This window comes from Arachnia sp. (assembly GCF_057238465.1).
The window spans coordinates 239,924-255,058 of sequence record NZ_DBHHFZ010000004.1 but is presented as its reverse complement, the minus strand read 5'-3'; the positions used below and the strand labels follow the sequence as shown (position 1 = coordinate 255,058).

At 68.0% G+C, this 15,135-nt stretch carries 15 protein-coding genes; 13 read left to right on the top strand and 2 right to left on the bottom strand.

What is annotated here, in order from left to right; all coding sequences use genetic code 11:
• Positions 1-89 precede the first annotated feature (89 nt).
• The 3 genes from ACO6D6_RS06615 to radA all read left to right on the top strand — a co-directional run bounded on the left by ACO6D6_RS06615 (position 90) and on the right by radA (position 2,703).
• Positions 90-557, top strand: coding sequence for a hypothetical protein (locus ACO6D6_RS06615; RefSeq protein ID WP_484784278.1), 468 nt, complete (start codon positions 90-92; stop codon positions 555-557).
• A complete protein-coding gene (locus ACO6D6_RS06610) occupies positions 554-841 on the top strand; it encodes a transcriptional regulator (protein WP_484784276.1) in 288 nt (95 codons plus the stop codon). The genes ACO6D6_RS06615 and ACO6D6_RS06610 overlap by 4 nt, the downstream gene beginning before the upstream one ends.
• A gap of 458 nt (positions 842-1,299) precedes the next feature.
• On the top strand, positions 1,300-2,703 hold the full coding sequence (gene radA / locus ACO6D6_RS06605) for a DNA repair protein RadA (RefSeq protein WP_484784274.1): 1,404 nt from the start codon (positions 1,300-1,302) through the stop codon (positions 2,701-2,703).
• Between the two features lie 203 nt (positions 2,704-2,906).
• On the opposite strand, the gene ACO6D6_RS06600 is transcribed toward radA, so the two are convergent.
• Positions 2,907-3,545 (bottom strand): VOC family protein, encoded by a 639-nt coding sequence (locus tag ACO6D6_RS06600; RefSeq protein ID WP_484784273.1) that lies wholly within the window; start codon positions 3,543-3,545, stop codon positions 2,907-2,909.
• Between the two features lie 151 nt (positions 3,546-3,696).
• Here ACO6D6_RS06600 and ACO6D6_RS06595 point away from each other — a divergent pair, with 151 nt between their 5' ends.
• The 9 genes from ACO6D6_RS06595 (at position 3,697) to ACO6D6_RS06555 (ending at position 12,422) form a co-directional block, all read left to right on the top strand.
• A complete protein-coding gene (locus tag ACO6D6_RS06595; protein WP_484784271.1) occupies positions 3,697-4,506 on the top strand; it encodes a sugar phosphate isomerase/epimerase family protein in 810 nt (269 codons plus the stop codon).
• Positions 4,506-5,414 (top strand): proline dehydrogenase family protein, encoded by a 909-nt coding sequence (locus ACO6D6_RS06590; RefSeq protein ID WP_484784269.1) that lies wholly within the window; start codon positions 4,506-4,508, stop codon positions 5,412-5,414. The genes ACO6D6_RS06595 and ACO6D6_RS06590 overlap by 1 nt, the downstream gene beginning before the upstream one ends.
• A 93-nt stretch (positions 5,415-5,507) precedes the next feature.
• On the top strand, positions 5,508-6,278 hold the full coding sequence (locus ACO6D6_RS06585; RefSeq protein WP_484784379.1) for a CPBP family intramembrane glutamic endopeptidase: 771 nt from the start codon (positions 5,508-5,510) through the stop codon (positions 6,276-6,278).
• 60 nt (positions 6,279-6,338) lie between these two features.
• Positions 6,339-7,358, top strand: a complete 1,020-nt coding sequence (locus tag ACO6D6_RS06580; RefSeq protein WP_484784267.1) for an aspartate-semialdehyde dehydrogenase — start codon at positions 6,339-6,341, stop codon at positions 7,356-7,358.
• Positions 7,355-8,137, top strand: a complete 783-nt coding sequence (gene proC / locus ACO6D6_RS06575; RefSeq protein WP_484784265.1) for a pyrroline-5-carboxylate reductase — start codon at positions 7,355-7,357, stop codon at positions 8,135-8,137. The genes ACO6D6_RS06580 and proC overlap by 4 nt, the downstream gene beginning before the upstream one ends.
• A 295-nt stretch (positions 8,138-8,432) precedes the next feature.
• Entirely contained in the window at positions 8,433-8,534 is a 102-nt protein-coding gene (locus ACO6D6_RS06570; RefSeq protein WP_042842924.1) for a 30S ribosomal protein bS22, read from the top strand.
• A 53-nt stretch (positions 8,535-8,587) separates the two neighbouring features.
• Positions 8,588-10,168: a uroporphyrinogen-III synthase gene (locus ACO6D6_RS06565; RefSeq protein ID WP_484784264.1), complete on the top strand. Its 1,581-nt coding sequence runs from the start codon at positions 8,588-8,590 to the stop codon at positions 10,166-10,168.
• Positions 10,168-10,827 carry a histidine phosphatase family protein gene (locus ACO6D6_RS06560; protein ID WP_484784262.1) on the top strand — a complete coding sequence of 220 codons (660 nt, stop codon included), beginning with the start codon at positions 10,168-10,170 and terminating at the stop codon, positions 10,825-10,827. Before ACO6D6_RS06565 ends, ACO6D6_RS06560 begins: the two co-directional genes overlap by 1 nt.
• A 146-nt stretch (positions 10,828-10,973) precedes the next feature.
• Positions 10,974-12,422, top strand: a complete 1,449-nt coding sequence (locus ACO6D6_RS06555; RefSeq protein WP_484784260.1) for a hypothetical protein — start codon at positions 10,974-10,976, stop codon at positions 12,420-12,422.
• 30 nt (positions 12,423-12,452) lie between these two features.
• Here the strand turns inward: ACO6D6_RS06555 and ACO6D6_RS06550 are convergent, their stop codons facing one another.
• Positions 12,453-13,211 (bottom strand): SDR family NAD(P)-dependent oxidoreductase, encoded by a 759-nt coding sequence (locus tag ACO6D6_RS06550; RefSeq protein ID WP_484784258.1) that lies wholly within the window; start codon positions 13,209-13,211, stop codon positions 12,453-12,455.
• Positions 13,212-13,700: 489 nt separating this feature from the next.
• Here ACO6D6_RS06550 and ACO6D6_RS06545 point away from each other — a divergent pair, with 489 nt between their 5' ends.
• Positions 13,701-15,110, top strand: coding sequence for a mycothione reductase (locus ACO6D6_RS06545; RefSeq protein ID WP_484784256.1), 1,410 nt, complete (start codon positions 13,701-13,703; stop codon positions 15,108-15,110).
• The last annotated feature ends 25 nt before the right edge of the window (positions 15,111-15,135 follow it).

Below are 15,135 nucleotides of genomic sequence, written 5' to 3'. Positions count from 1 at the left end.
CCTCCAGAGCCGTCGATCCCCGAGCAAGTTTACAAACCCGGTGAAACTCGGTCTTCTGAAGGCGCGACCGGGCAGGTATGGTTGAACACATGGAAACCAACTCGCAGGATCGCGAGTCGGCGGCTCATCTCCTCGAGCTCGCCGACGAGGCCCGTGCGGCGACCGTGCATGCCGCTGCCCTGCCGTGGTGGCGGCTCGCGCTGGTGGCTGGAAGCGCCGGGGTCTTCTGCGGTGGAATCATCGTCAATGCCTGGGTGGTTGTCATCATCGGGATCGCGATGATGACAACCGTAGCCGTGCTGCTCCACCGATGGGGGACCTCTCGCGGTCAACATCTCGTATCACCGTGGTTCTATGCCTTCCCGCTCCTGCTGGCGGGACCTTTCCCCTTCCTGCTGCGTGCCCTGCTGGATGATGTATCGGTTGACTGGTTCTGGATCGCGGTCGGCTACGGCATGACCGCTTCCGTGGTGTATTTCGTCGCTCTTCTGCTCGACGAGCGCTGGCGCAACCGGCGTCTCGCCGAGGGGCGGTTCGAGGAGTATGACATCTGGTGACCGGCTTCGATGAAACCATTCACTCTCCGAACCGGCTGCGGATCTGTGCGGCCCTCTCGGCGGCGCGGCAGGTGGAGTTCGCCACCCTGGAGCAGGGGCTCGGGGTGTCGAAGTCGCTGCTGAGCAAACAGCTCAAGGTGCTGATCGACGCCGGTTACGTGAAAGTGGAACGCAAACCCCAGTCCTTCGGTCGGCCTCGCACCTGGGTGGGGCTGACTTCCGCAGGTCGCAGGGCCTACCGGAATCACGTCGCCGCCCTGCGAAAAATCATTGAGGAGGACTGAAGCCAAAGCCGGCTCAACCGGCTTCGGCAGGATCTGCGCTCCTTCCCAAACCCGGACCCCTGCGCACGAAACGCAGGCTCCCACCGAGCACCGTGACGGACCTGCCCGGCCCTCCCCGGCCCTCCCCCCTGTACACGAAACGCAGGAGACGAACGGCTCAACGTCGTGTGATGACGTTGAACCGTCGAACCTCCGCGAGTCGTGCACGGGGAAGGGCGAGTCGTGCACGGGGAAGGGCGAGTCGTGCACGGGGAAGGGCGAGTCGTGCACAGGGAAGGGCGAGGCGTGCACTGGGAAGGGCGACTCGTGTGCGGCAGGGGCGGCTCGTGTACGGGAGAGGAGGGGGAGCAAGGGAGGGATGTGGGCGATGTTGCTGGGGGCTTGCCTCTTGTTGTTCGACCGTCTGAGCGGTGTCACGTAAAACGGTTTTGTCGGTGGTCGTCCGTAGACTCCCCGGCATGGCGAAACAGGATTCCTTCCAGTGCACCGAGTGTGGCTGGACCGCGGCCCGCTGGGTGGGGCGCTGTGGCGAGTGCCAGGCGTGGGGCAGCGTCGTGGAGCGGGGTGCCCCGAAGCTGACGAAGGTGGCCGCGGCGGCCCCGTCGCGCTCGGCGCAGCGCATCTCGCAGGTTCCCACCGACGACGCCCGCCGCAAACGCACCGGCATCGAGGAACTGGACCGGGTGCTGGGCGACGGACTGGTGCCGGGGGCGGTCGTGCTGCTGGCGGGTGAACCGGGGGTGGGCAAGTCCACCCTCCTGATCGATGTGGCCGCCAAGTGGGCGGGCACGGGGGAAACCACCCTGTACATCTCCGGGGAGGAGTCGGCATCGCAGGTGAAGCTGCGTGCCTCCCGCACCGGGGCCGTCCATGACGATCTCTTCCTGGCCAGCGAGAACGACCTCGCCACCGTTCTGGGGCACGTCGAGGAGGTCTCGCCGTCGCTGCTGATCGTGGATTCGGTGCAGACCATCTCCGCCACCGGGGCCGACGGCACCCCGGGCGGGCCCGCGCAGGTGCGGGAGGTGACGGCCGCTCTGGCGCGGGTGGCGAAGAACCGCAACATGGCGGTGCTGATCGTCGGCCACGTCACCAAGGACGGTTCCATCGCCGGGCCGCGCACCATGGAACACCTCGTCGATGTGGTGCTCAGCTTCGAGGGGGACCGCCACTCCGGGTTCCGCATGGTGCGGGCCACCAAGAACCGGTTCGGCCCGGCGGACGAGGTGGGTTGTTTCGAGATGAGCGAGACCGGCATCGTCGAGGTGCCGGATCCCTCGGGCCTGTTCACCACCGTCCGCTCCACTCCCGTGCCCGGCACCTGCGTGACGGTGACCCTCCAGGGACGCCGACCGCTGCTGGCGGAGGTGCAGGCGCTGGTGGCCCCCACCCCGGGAAACTCCCCGAAACGCGCCACCCACGGCCTCGACTCATCCCGCATCGCCATGGTCCTGGCCGTGCTGGAGCGCAAGGCCCGGCTACCGCTCAGCCAGTCGGACGTCTACACCTCCACCGTGGGCGGGGCGAAGGTGACGGACCCTTCGGTGGATCTGGCGGTGGCGGTGGCGGTGGCCTCGGCCGCATTGGACCGGCAGCACCCGCAACGTCTCCTGGCGCTGGGGGAGGTTGGCCTGGCGGGAGACCTGCGTCGCGTCCCCGGTACCGAACGCCGTCTGGCGGAGGCCGCCCGGCTCGGTTTCGAACTGGCGCTGGTGCCCCGCGGGTCGCGGGATGTCACCGTGAAGGTGCCCCGCCTGGCGGGTTTGAAGGTGGTGGAGGTGGACACCCTCGCTGATGCCCTGGGCATCCTGGACCTGCGCCGTCCCGTCAGTGCTCCCCCTCGCGATGAAGAAACAACCTGATCCGAAACCCTGTGAAGCTGGTTGAGCCGGCATATGAGCAACCCTTCCCCGAAGCTGGTTGAGCCAGCTCGTGAGCGAAGCGAACGGCTGTGTCGAAACCATCCGGCGGCCAAAAGCAGACCCGGCCACGACACCCCGGCCACGCGCACCATGGTTTCGGCTCAACCGGCCGGCATCCCGCAGGCCGGTTCGACCGGTCTCGGTCAGATGACCACGGTGCCTTTCGACGGTGACTCGAAGGTCACCTGGGTGATTCCCGGGTGCCCGTTGGGGGCGATCAGGTCCAGGTGAATCCCGTCGAGCGAGTCGTTGACGAGGACCCCGAGCCACTCGGAGAGACGGTTGGCGGAGCCGGAGATCTGGATCCCGCTCAGGCGCAGGTCGGAGGTCAGGAAGGATGGGCGCAGCTGCTTGTTTGAAACCCACTGCAGGAAGAACGGCAGCTGGGGATCGGCCATCAAACCCTTGATCCCGAGCTGGCGCCATTCGAGGTGACGTCCGTCGGGGAACTGGCGGGAACCGGGCACCGCGGAACGTTCCAGACGTTCCTCGAAGGGTGCGATGTCGTCTACGCTGACGGCCCAGCCCAGCCAGCCGCCGCCCATCTCGGAGCGTGCCCGCACCGCCTGCCCGAAGGGGGCCTTCGCTGCGGCGGGATGGTCGAGGACCTCCACCACTTCCAGGTAGCGGGAATCCGCGAGGGGGATGATGTAATTCCGGGTTCCGAACCTGGGATGGAAACCGCCTTCCTTGAAATCGGCCCCCAGTCGCCCGGCCAGATGCGCGACATCGGCTTTGATGCCTCGCGGTCCGCTGGCGAAGATTACGTGATCGACGTGCATGTCTTCATTCTGCCTTTTGCGATGTGCCATGTCCCAACCGGGTTGGGTGATGCGCCCCGGTGTCGCGGTGCAGCGGGTGAAAGCCCGAGTATTTCCAGGATTCTGATGGAAGGCCGCGGCGTGTGCGGTGGACGGCGCTAGGGTTGGGGCCGTGTCCGACCCGGCGATATTGCTCTCAACCACCTCGGTCTACCCCGATTCCACGGCCAGCGCGTTCGACTTCGCTGCCGAGGTGGGTTTCGACGGGGTGGAGCTGATGGCCGGGGTGGACCAGGTCAGCCTGGACGAGGAGGCCATCGCGGAACTCAGCGACCGGTACCGGGTGCCGGTGCGTTCCCTGCACGCGCCGACGCTGCTGATCACCCAGCGGGCCTGGGGCAGCGACCCGTGGGGGAAGCTGCGGCGTTCCGCCGAGGCGGCCAAACGGCTCGGCGCCGACATCGTCGTGGTGCATCCCCCGTTCCGTTGGCAACGTGACTACGGTGAGGGGTTCACCCAGGGCATCCGGGAACTGAACCGCACCTCGGGGGTGACCTTCGCCGTCGAGAACATGTACCCGTGGCGCACCCCCGCGGGTTCGTTCGCGGCCTACCTGCCCGGCTGGGACCCCACGGAGCTCGACTACGACCACCTCACCCTCGACCTCAGTCACGCCTCCACCGCCCAGCAGCGTTCCCTCGACCTGGTGGAACGTTGGGGCGACCGGCTGGCCCACGTTCACCTGACCGACGGGAAGGGGTCGTTCAAGGACGACCACCTGCTTCCCGGGGAGGGGGACCAGGAGGCCTGGGCGGTGGTGCGTGAGCTGGGGCGTCGCGGTTTCGAGGGGCACATCGTGCTGGAGGTCTCCACCCGGCGGGCCAGGACAGGGGGAGAGCGGGCCGAGCTGCTGCGCTCGGCTCTGGAGAACACCCGGGAGAACCTGGGGCTGGGGGTGGGCAGAGCGGTTAGGAGAGGCTGATGCGACGTTCAGGAGACTGGGTGCGCTGGCTCGTTCTCGGGTCGTGGGTGGCGCGCCGCGCGGCCAGGGATCCGGGGGTCTGGGAACTGGCCAGCAACTATGTGGCCGGGCAGGAGGTCGGCGACGCCATCGAGGTGGCGTCGCGGCTGCGCCGGCAGGGTTTGAGGCTGGGTTTCTCCTATCTGTCGGCGGACCACGACTTCGATGACACCCGGACGGTGATGGATGAACTCCTGGAACGCCTGCAAGACGCGTCGGCCGGTTCCGAGGTGGCGGTGAAACCGTCCTCGCTCGGGTTGAAGGAATCGGCCAGGCGGGCCGGTGAGGCCTTGGAGGAGCTGTGCGCGATGGCCGAGCAGCGCGGCGCGCACGTGACCCTGGAGATGCAGTGGCCCGCCGACTACGACGACGTGATGGATCTCTACCGAAAGGTCCGTGAGGACCATCCGATGCTCGGGATCACCCTGCCCGCGAACCTCCTGCGGGTGGAGACGGAGTGCAGACGACTCGGCGCCGAGGGAGCCCGGGTGCGGCTGTGCGTCGGTTCCTACCCGGCGGGACGGGCCGTCTGCCACGTCTCCGAACACGACAAGGCGTTGGCCCTGGTGCGCTGCCTGCGGATCCTGATGGAGTCGCGGGCCTACCCGATGCTCGCCACCCACGACCCGCGCATCATCGAACTGGCCCAGGAACTGGCGCTGCGCAACGGACGCGGACCCGAGAGTTTCGAGTACCAGATGTTCCACGGGGTGCGGCCCCTGGAGCAGCGACGGCTGGCTGACATCGGGCTGCGGTGCCGCACCTACATCCCGTTCGGCCCCGGCTGGTACGGCTATCTCGCCACCCGCATGGCCGCCCGCCCGCGCATCCTGTTCAGCTACGCCCGCGCTCTGCTGGACAAACGCTGACGACCAGGGCTTCTCCGACGCCGAGCGGCCCGATCAGTTTCGTCGTCGCTGCCGGCCCATCCGGTTTCCGCAACCTCCTAGACTGACCCGGTGATGAATCCTGGGCCGGAGGCGAGGCGGCGGCTGCGCGTCGAGATGCTGGTGGTGTTGGGGATCTCGCTGGGGCAGTCGGCGGTCTACGCGCTGCTGTCGCTGATCAACAAGCTCACCCAGGAGGTGGCGCTCAACCGGCAGACCACCTCCATCAACGCATCGAAAACCCCGGACCGGCCTTGGCTGGACCTGGCCTACCAGGTGGCGAACCTGGTGTTCCCGCTGGTTCCGGTGGCCCTGGTGCTGTACCTGCTGTGGGTGTATCAGCGACCCCACGGCGGTCCGCTGCGCTCCATGGGTTTCGACCTGCGGCGGCCCGGTTTCGATCTCGGCGTCGGATCGGCTGTGTTCGTCGGTATCGGGATCGGTGGTCTGGTGCTTTACTACGCCTCCCGGGAGTTGGGGTACAACACCTCCGTCTCGCCCGCGAACCTGACGGCCGCCTGGTGGACCGTGCCGATGCTGCTGCTGCTCGCCGTCAAGAACGCCGTCCTGGAGGAGGTGGTGATGGTGGGCTACCTGTTCACCCGCTGGCGCCAGTCCGGGGGTGGGGTCGTCGCGGTGCTCGTCGGCAGCGCCCTGATCCGCGGTGCATACCACCTCTATCAGGGCTTCGGGGGGTTCATCGGAAACGTCGTCATGGGCCTGCTGTTCGGCTGGCTCTACCTCAGGACCAGGAGGGTGATGCCGCTGGTGGTGGTGCACTCCCTCCTCGACATCTTCGCCTTCGTCGGCTACGCCCTCCTCAAACCCCACATTCCTTGGTTGTGAGGGCCCCTACGGCAGGGTGCTCCGCGCGACCGGTACCGGTTGTTCTTCTAGGATTGCCCCATGCGAGTTGGAGTTTTTGGAGCCACCGGTCAGGTCGGCGGCGTGATGCGCAAACTGCTGGCGGAGCGGAACTACCCCGTCGACGAGATCCGCTACTTCGCCTCCGAACGTTCCGCGGGCAAGGTCCTGCCCTGGGGTGATCGTGAGGTCGTGGTGGAGGACATCGCCAAGGCCGACTTCCACGGCATCGACGTGGCCCTGTTCTCCGCCGGCGGTGGCACCTCGAAGCAGTGGGCCCCGGAGGTCGCCCGGGCCGGCGCCACCGTCATCGACAACTCCTCGGCCTGGCGCATGGATCCGCGCGTGCCGTTGATCGTCTCCCAGGTCAACCCGGAGGACGTCGACAAGGCGGAACTGGGCATCATCGCCAACCCCAACTGCACCACCATGGCTGCCATGCCCGTGATGAAACCCCTCCATGACGCGGCGGGCCTCGAGGCCATGCAGATCACCACCTTCCAGGCCGTCTCCGGGTCCGGGATATCCGGGGTGAGCACCCTCGCGGAACAGATCCGGCAGATCGACGACCCGAAGGCGCTGGCCCACGACGGTTCCGTCCTCGCGCCCTCCGACCTCGGTCCCTATGTCAAACCCATCGCCTTCAACGCCCTGCCCCAGGCGGGTTCCTTCGTCGACGACGGCGAGGGCGAGACCGACGAGGAGAAAAAGCTGCGCAACGAGTCACGCAAGATCCTTCACATCCCCGGGCTGCTGGTGGCGGGCACCTGCGTGCGCGTGCCCGTCTTCACGGGACACTCTCTCAGCATCCACGCCCGGTTCTCCCGACCCATCACCCCCGACGAGGCCCGTTCCCTGCTGACCGGTGCCCCCGGCGTCGAGCTGTCCGAGATCCCCACCCCCTTGGAGGCCGCGGGCAAGGATCCCAGCTACGTGGGTCGCATCCGGCGGGACCAGAGCGTCGAGGACGGGGCCGGTCTGGTGGTGTTCGTCAGCAACGACAACCTCCGCAAGGGAGCCGCGCTCAACGCCATCCAGGTCGCGGAGCTGCTGGTCCGATGATCGCCGTCATCGGGGCAGGGGCCATGGGGGAGGCGCTCATGGCGGGCTGGATCGCCGCGGGCACCTCACCCGACGAGATCGTCGCCGTCGACCAGGACACCGACCTCCTGGCGAGGCTGCGGGAACGCCGCGGGGTGCGTTCCGTCGAGGTGTCCGCGGTGAGTGTGGCCGAGGTGGTCGTGGTGGCCGTCAAACCCCACCACGTCGCCGCCGCCCTCACCGACATCGCACCCCACCTGGGGCCGAACGCCGTGGTCGTTTCCGTGGCCGCCGGTGTGACCCTGGCTCGGCTGGCCGAGGTGCTGCCCGAGGGGCAGCCGGTGATCCGGGTCATGCCCAACACCCCCGCCCTGGTCGGCAGGGGGGTCGCGGGCCTCGCGTCCGGGCCCACCGTCACCTCGGAGCAGACCGCCAGGGTGGTGGCGATGATGGAGGCCGTCGGCATCTGTGTGGAACTGCCGGAGAGCCAGTTCGATGCGCTCACCGCGATCTCCGGTTCCGGGCCGGCCTACCTGTTCCTGATCGCGGAGGCGATGATCGAGGCCGGGGTCCACCAGGGTCTCGGGCGGGAGGTCGCGACGAGGCTGGTGAACGGCACCTTCGCCGGGGCCGCGGCCATGCTGGAAGGGGTGGATGCCTCGGCCACCGAGCTGCGGGAACGGGTCACATCCCCGGCCGGCACCACGGCCGCAGCCCTCCGGGTCCTCGACGAGAGGGCCGTGCGGGCCGCCTTCCTCGCCGCGGTCGAGGCCTGCGCCCGTCGCAGCTCGGAACTCTGAGCGAACCGGGATCAGCCCCGGCTGGTGGTCCGCGGCACCAGCGCGGGAAGCCTCAGGGCCAGGAACCCGAACTGTTTCGATGCCTGGAACAAGCGCCGCCACGACCGCAGGACGACCGGGAAGATCGACGGGGGGTTGAGCAGCCCCGTGACTTCCTGCCCGCGGTTCGCGTCTCGCCGGGTGTGAACAACGGTTGGCGTCCCGGCGGCGTCGCACGTTACGATAGGGAACCTGCCGGGATCGCCCCGGCATTTCCCTGTACCCCGCTTCCGGGGCGGTTACTGAAAGGCGAACAGTGGGCTCTGTCATCAAGAAGCGCCGCAAGCGCATGGCCAAGAAGAAGCACCGCAAGCTGCTGAAGCGCACACGCATTCAGCGCCGCCGCGCCGGCAAGTGAGCTGATCCCCGCCCGCCCGAGGCGGTGCGGGCCAACCCTGCAGGAGTCTGTGCGTGATCCACACCGAGGAGACGGAGCCGACCGGGACGCCCATGGGCGCGGTCACGTTTGTCGGCTTCGGACCCGGGGACCCCGGGCTCATCACATGGGCAGGCGGTCGCGAGGTTGCAGGGGCCGATCTTCTCGTGGTCGATTCCCCGGGCATGGTGGAGGAGCTCGCCTCGGTTGGTATCGAACCCCTGGGTGAGGTCGTCCAGGTCGAGGCCGATGAGGTGGCCCAGTTGGTGGCTGCCGTCACCGACGGACGCTCCGTCGTGAGGCTCGTCGAGGGGGATTTCTTCACCGAGGCCGGGCATGTGGACGTTCTGCGGCGGCTCCTGGAGGGCAAACGAATCCGCACCCACCTGATTCCCGGGATCACGACCTGGAACGCGGCCCTGACTTACGGGGCCGTTGCACCCACCTCGGTGATGGGTTTCTGCGACACCTCCATCGAGCTGCCCGGCAAGGACGGCTGGCCCAAACGCGGCACCGTGGTGATCCGCGCCACCGACGAGTCGATTTCCCAGGTGGTCGCCGAGGCCCGATCCGTCTACGGGGAGGCCGCCGAGGTGCTGGAATTGACCGGGCTCGGTGGCACCTCCCAGAAAACCCGCCTGACCACGTGGGGTGCTCTCGGATCCGAACCCTGCGGTGGGCCGCGGTTCCTGCTCTTTGGCCCCGGCATCGGTGACGTCGCGCGTGGCCGCGTCGACTGGTTCGAATCCAAACCGCTGTTCGACTGGAGCGTTCTCGTGCCGCGCACCAAGGACGAGGTCACGGAGCTGACCGACCATCTGGCCCGTTTCGGGGCCTCCACCGAGGTGGTGGCGACGATGTCCATCGAACCGCCCCGCACGGAGCAGGCCATGGAGAAGGCGGTTCGCGGCATCGTCGACGGGCGTTTCCTGTGGGTGGTTTTCACCTCCCAGCACGCGGTGCGGGCCATCGTCGAGAGGCTTGCGGAGTACGGCCTGGATTCGCGTGCCCTCTCCGGCATCCACCTGGCGGCGGTTGGCCGCGGCACGGTGGATGCCCTCGGCCGGGTCGGTCTCACCCCCGACCTGACACCGTTGGAGGGCGACACCGCCCGCGACCTGGCGTTGGAGTTCCCCGCCTACGACGACCTGATCGACCCCATGGCGCGGGTGCTCGTACCGACCGCCGACGTGTCGGTGACGGATCTGGTGCAGGGGCTGACGAACCTAGGCTGGGAGGTCGAGGAGGTCACCGCCTACCGCACGGTGCGGGCCGCCCCGCCGCCCGCCGAGGTCAGGGACCGCATCAAAACCGGGTTGTTCGACGCGGTGGTGTTCACCTCGTCGTCGGCGGTGCGCAACATGATCGGCATCGCGGGCAAACCCCACACGACCTCCATCATCGCGGCCATCGGGCAGGCAACCGCCTCCACCTGCGAGATGCACGGCCTCAGGGTGGATGTGGTGGCGGATTCCCCGAGCTTCGAATCGGTGGCCGTCGGCCTGGCGCGCTTCGCGGACGAACGCCGCGCCGACCGGCTGGCGCAGGGACTGCCGGACACGAAACCCTCCCAGCGGCGACGCCGACGCCGCAGGGACCCCAACCGGGGGTCTTGATGCAGCAGCGGCCGACGGTGGTTCACCTGATGCGGCACGGGCAGGTCCACAACCCCGAAGGGGTGCTGTACGGGAGACTGCCCGGTTTCGGGCTCTCTGAACTCGGCCACGAGATGGCCGCCCGGCTCGCCGGGTACTGGGACGGTGTCCCACTGACGCACCTGCGCTGTTCGCCGCTGCAACGGGCCAGGGAAACCCTCGCGCCCACCGCCGAACTGTTCCCGCAGCTCGAGGTGGTCATCGACGAGCGCGTCATCGAGGCCGCCAACGCCTTCGAGGGCAAGGTTTTCGGCGCCGACAACAAGGCCCTGCGCGATGTGCGCATGATCAGGCACGTGCTGAATCCGCTGCGCCCCAGCTGGGGTGAACCCTACCGGGAGATCGTGGCGCGGATGCGGGCCGCGCTGGCCGACGCCGCTGCCGCGGCCGGGCCGGGCGGGCAGGCGCTGGTGGTCAGCCATCAGCTGCCCATCGAGATGGCCCGCCGCGCCGCCGAGGGCAGGCCGCTGGCGCACGATCCGCGCCGCCGCCGCTGCACCTTGGTCTCCGTGACCTCCTTCACTTTCCGTGACGGTTTCGTCACCGCCGTCGACTACGCGGAACCCGCACGAGACCTGCTGCCCGCCAAACGGGGGCGGCGGTTCCGGGTCGGGACCTGAGCATGTGGCCCGCACACGGGGCCTCTTGCCAGTTCCAGAGGGCGGGAGGGCACAATGGTGGTTTGTTTCCCCAATACCCGGAAGGAGCTGATGTGAGGGAATCCCGCACCACGCATCCCGCCGGGCGCGGGGGGAAGTGACCTGCGTTGTCCGACACATCCGCGTGGCTGATCAACCTGTTCGAGGAGCAGGGGCCGACGATGCACCGGCTGGCCGTGATGCTCGGCGCCGAGTCCGAGTCGGGTCATGTTCTGCGCACCTCCCTGCTCGGGTTGGCAAAACGTTCCAACCGGATCGTCGATCCGTCGGCCCGGGTGGAGTACCTGGCGGAACAGGTGGTGCACCAGGCCCGTTCCGTGCGGGGCCCGGGTGGGTCGTTGGAGCTGCTGGAGGTCGCCGATCCGCGGCAGGAGGAGATCCGGCGCGCCATTGTCGCCCTGCCCGTCCGGCTGGCCGAGATCCTGCTGGTCTCCCACTACCTCTCCGTTTTCGGGCCGGAACTGGCCGGGATCATGCGGATGACGGTGCGGGGCTGCAACCAGCGGCTGGAGGAGGCCCTCGATGCGCTGCGCCGGGCCGTCGGTGAACCTGAACCGGTCAGCCTGCCCGGGGTGATCGAGTCGCTGTCGCAGGAGTTGACGGCTGCGCTGCGTTCCGCCGCGCGACTGGTCCAGGCACCCGGAACCGAAACCCTGGAGGAGGAGCTGCGATCCCTCAAGGGGGCGCGGGCCCCCGGTGTTCCGCTGCTGTTGGCGGTGCTGGCAGTGCTGCTTGTGCTGCTGGTGGTGATCTCCACGACCTGGCTTTTCGGGCGCGCCAACCAGTCGTCGATCGTGCCCACGCTCGTCGAATCGCCGCACTCCGTTCCACCGCAGTCGAGGGCCCTGCCCGCGCAGGTGCAGTCGGTCCCGGTGTACTACGTCGGCCGCCAGGACGGGAAACTGCACCGGGAGTTCCGCAACCTGGCGGCGTCGGGGGACCTGGTCTCGACGGTCGTGAACGCGATCCTCACGGTTGCCCCCCTGGATCCCGACTACAGCTCGGCCTGGAACCCCGGGAAGGTGATCGGAGTCAGCCGCGAGGGATCCGTGGTGACCGTCAACCTGTCCGCCGACGCCTTCCCCGACAACACCAACGAAACAATGACGCAGCAGGCCATTGGCCAGGTCGTCCAGGCCGTCCACGAGGTCCTGGACGCCCCGGACCTGGAGGTCCGGTTCACTGCGAACGGAACCACCCCGCCGCCCTCGTTCGCGGGCGGGCACCGGATCCAGGAGTCGTCGCTGCTGGCGAAGCTGTGGGTCAACAACCCCGGAAACGGTGCGCGGCTGGCGGCCGGGACCGTGACCTTTTCCGGTGTGGTGCAGCCGGATGCGGGACAACCCCGGGTGCTCGTCACCGACTCCAACGACACCCTGCTGACCTCGCTGTACGCCCAGACCGGGACGGAGGCGGACGCGGATGGCTGGCGTGAGTGGTCGGTGTCGCTGACCCTGGAGCCGGGTAGCTATCTGGTCCGGGTGGAGACCGAGTGGAGCGATGCTTCGGGAAACCAGCAGACGTCGCAGGAGACCCGCAGCATCACAGTCGGGTGATCGCCCCGCGGCCTTCCGGCGCCGGTCTCCTCAGCGGGATGTGACCCAACCGGCCACCTTGGACGTCCAGCTGGCAGGCATCAAGCGGGTGGCCTCCGCCAGGATCGTGTTGCCCACCCCGTCGACGACGTAGGGACGGTGACGGCGCAACGCCCGGAAAGTGCTGCCCACCACCTGATCGACGCTGCGGCGCTGCCGCATCACATGGTTGTTGCCGGCGGCGGAGAAGAAACTGGTCTCGGTGGGGCCGGGGCACACGGCCAACACCCGCACGCCGCTGTCGTGCAGCTCCGCCCACAACCCGATCGACAGGCGCAGCACGTAGGCCTTCGTCGCGGCGTAGGTGGAGAACCCGGGGATCGGCTGGAAGGCGCCAGTGCTCGCGATGTTGATGACCGCCCCGCGGCCCCGCTGCTTCATGCCCGTCAGGGCGACGCGGGTCAATTCGGTCAGGGCCACCACGTTCAGTTCAACTTCGTCGGCGATGCGTTTCGGCAGCAGGTCGGTGAAGTCGCCGATCGACCCGAAACCCGCGTTGTTGACCAAGGTGTGGATCTCGCGGGAGGCGAGGTCGGCGGTCAGCACGGCCCGGGCGCCGCGGTTGGTGAGGTCGCAGGGCCAGGTCTCCGCCTGGACGCGATGCGTGGCGCGCAGTTCGGAAGCGAGCTTCTCCAGTTTGTCGGTGCTGCGGGCCACCAGGATCAGGTTCGCTCCCTGCCGCGCGAGTTCCTGCGCGAAACCGGCCCCGAGCCCACCCGAGGCCCCCGTCACAACTGCCCAACCTGTCATGTGGGGAAGTCTAGGGGGTCAGAGACCAGGCAGGTGCCTCAGCTACGCAGCGCCACTGACAATCGGATTGCTGAGATTGCCTGAACCGACTCGGGATGCTTTCTCTCGAAGCTGCTTGAGCCGACCTGTGTTTCTCTTTCTGAAGTTGGTTGAGCCGGCCTGCTCGCTCGGCGAGCTGGTCGTGTCGAAACCATGATGACTGGGGTCTGGGTCTGCTTACCGGGTGTCGGGGGTTTCGACTCGGGTCGCTCGTTCCTCGCGACCCGGCTCAACCGGCTTGGGGAGATGAAAGTTGGTTGAGCCGACCTGCTCGCTCGGCGAGCTGGTCGTGTCGAAACCATGCCGTGGGTGTTCGGGGTTGTTTTGGTTGCGGGGTGGTTTTGATTCGGGGCGCTCCTTTCTCGCGACCCGGCTCAACCGGATTCGGGGAAGGGGCACTCGTGTGTTGGTTCAAGGACGGGATTGGGTGACGCATGACAAGATGGGGCCATGCAGCATTTCGACATTGCCGTTATCGGATCCGGTTCTGGCAACTCCATCATCGACGAGCGTTTCTCCCACCTGGACGTCGCCCTGATCGAGGACGGCCCAGTCTTCGGCGGCACCTGCCTGAACCGGGGCTGCATCCCCACCAAGATGTTCGTGGTGGCCTCCGAGAATGCCCGGATACCCGGGCACGCCGCCCGGCTCGGGGTGGACCTGGAGTTCAAGGGAGCCGACTGGCCAGCCATCCGCGACCGGGTCTTCGGCCGCATCGACCCGATCTCGCAGGCCGGACGCGAGTGGCGTCGCAAGGGGAGTGGGGTGACCCTGTTCGAGGGGCACGCCAGCTTCGTCGACGCCCACACCCTCCTGGTCGGTGACGAGCAGATCAGCGCTGACCAGATCGTCATCGCCACCGGGTCGCGACCCCGGCCGCTGCCGGTGGCGATCCCGGAGGGACTGCGGTCGCGGTTCCACACCTCCGACGACGTGATGCGCATGGACGAGCTGCCCCGCCGGCTCGTCGTGCTCGGTGGCGGATTCGTGGCCTGCGAGTTCGCGCAGATCTTCGCGGGTCTCGGGTCGCAGGTGACGCAGATCAACCGATCCGAGGTGGTGCTGCGCGGCGAGGACCGGGAGATCTCGGAGGCGTTCAAACGGGAACACGCCAAGCTGGTCAACCTGATCCTCAACCAGAGCATCGCGGAGGTCGCCACCGGTCCTGACGGCGAGGTGCTGGTCATCACCACCGACCGCAACGGCGTCGAGTACGAGTACCTGACCGACGCGGTGCTGGTGGCCACGGGTCGCGTCCGCAACTCCGACTCCCTCAACCTGGCCGCCGCCGGGATCAAGGTGGGGGCGGGCGGGCAGATCCGCGTCGACAAGCACCAACGCACCAGCCAGCCGCACATCTGGGCGCTCGGTGATGTGTCCTCGGACTGGCTGCTCAAGCACGTGGCGAACGCGGAGGCCCGCACCGTCGCCGCGAACCTTCTCATCGAAGGAGGCGAACTGGTGGCCACCGACCACCGCTACGTCCCTCACGCCGTGTTCACCGAACCGCAGATCGCTGCCGTCGGTGCCACCGAGGAGCAGCTGCAGGAATGGGGCACCCCCTACGTGGAGTTCAAGCAGCATTACGCGGATGTCGCGTTCGGCTGGGCGCTGGAGGACGAGGGGCATTTCGTGAAACTGCTGGCCGATCCGCGCACCTGGCATCTCCTCGGTGCCCACATCATCGGTCCCCAGGCGGCCACCCTGATCCAGCCGATGATCCAGGCCATGAGTTTCGGCCAGACGGTGCAGGAACTGGCCCGCGGCCAGTACTGGATCCATCCCGCGCTGCCCGAGGTGCTGGAGAACGCCCTCCTCGGCCTGCTGAAGGCACCCCGGCCGAAGGAACTCGACGCCTGAAACCGCGTGCCCTGACCGAACCCGC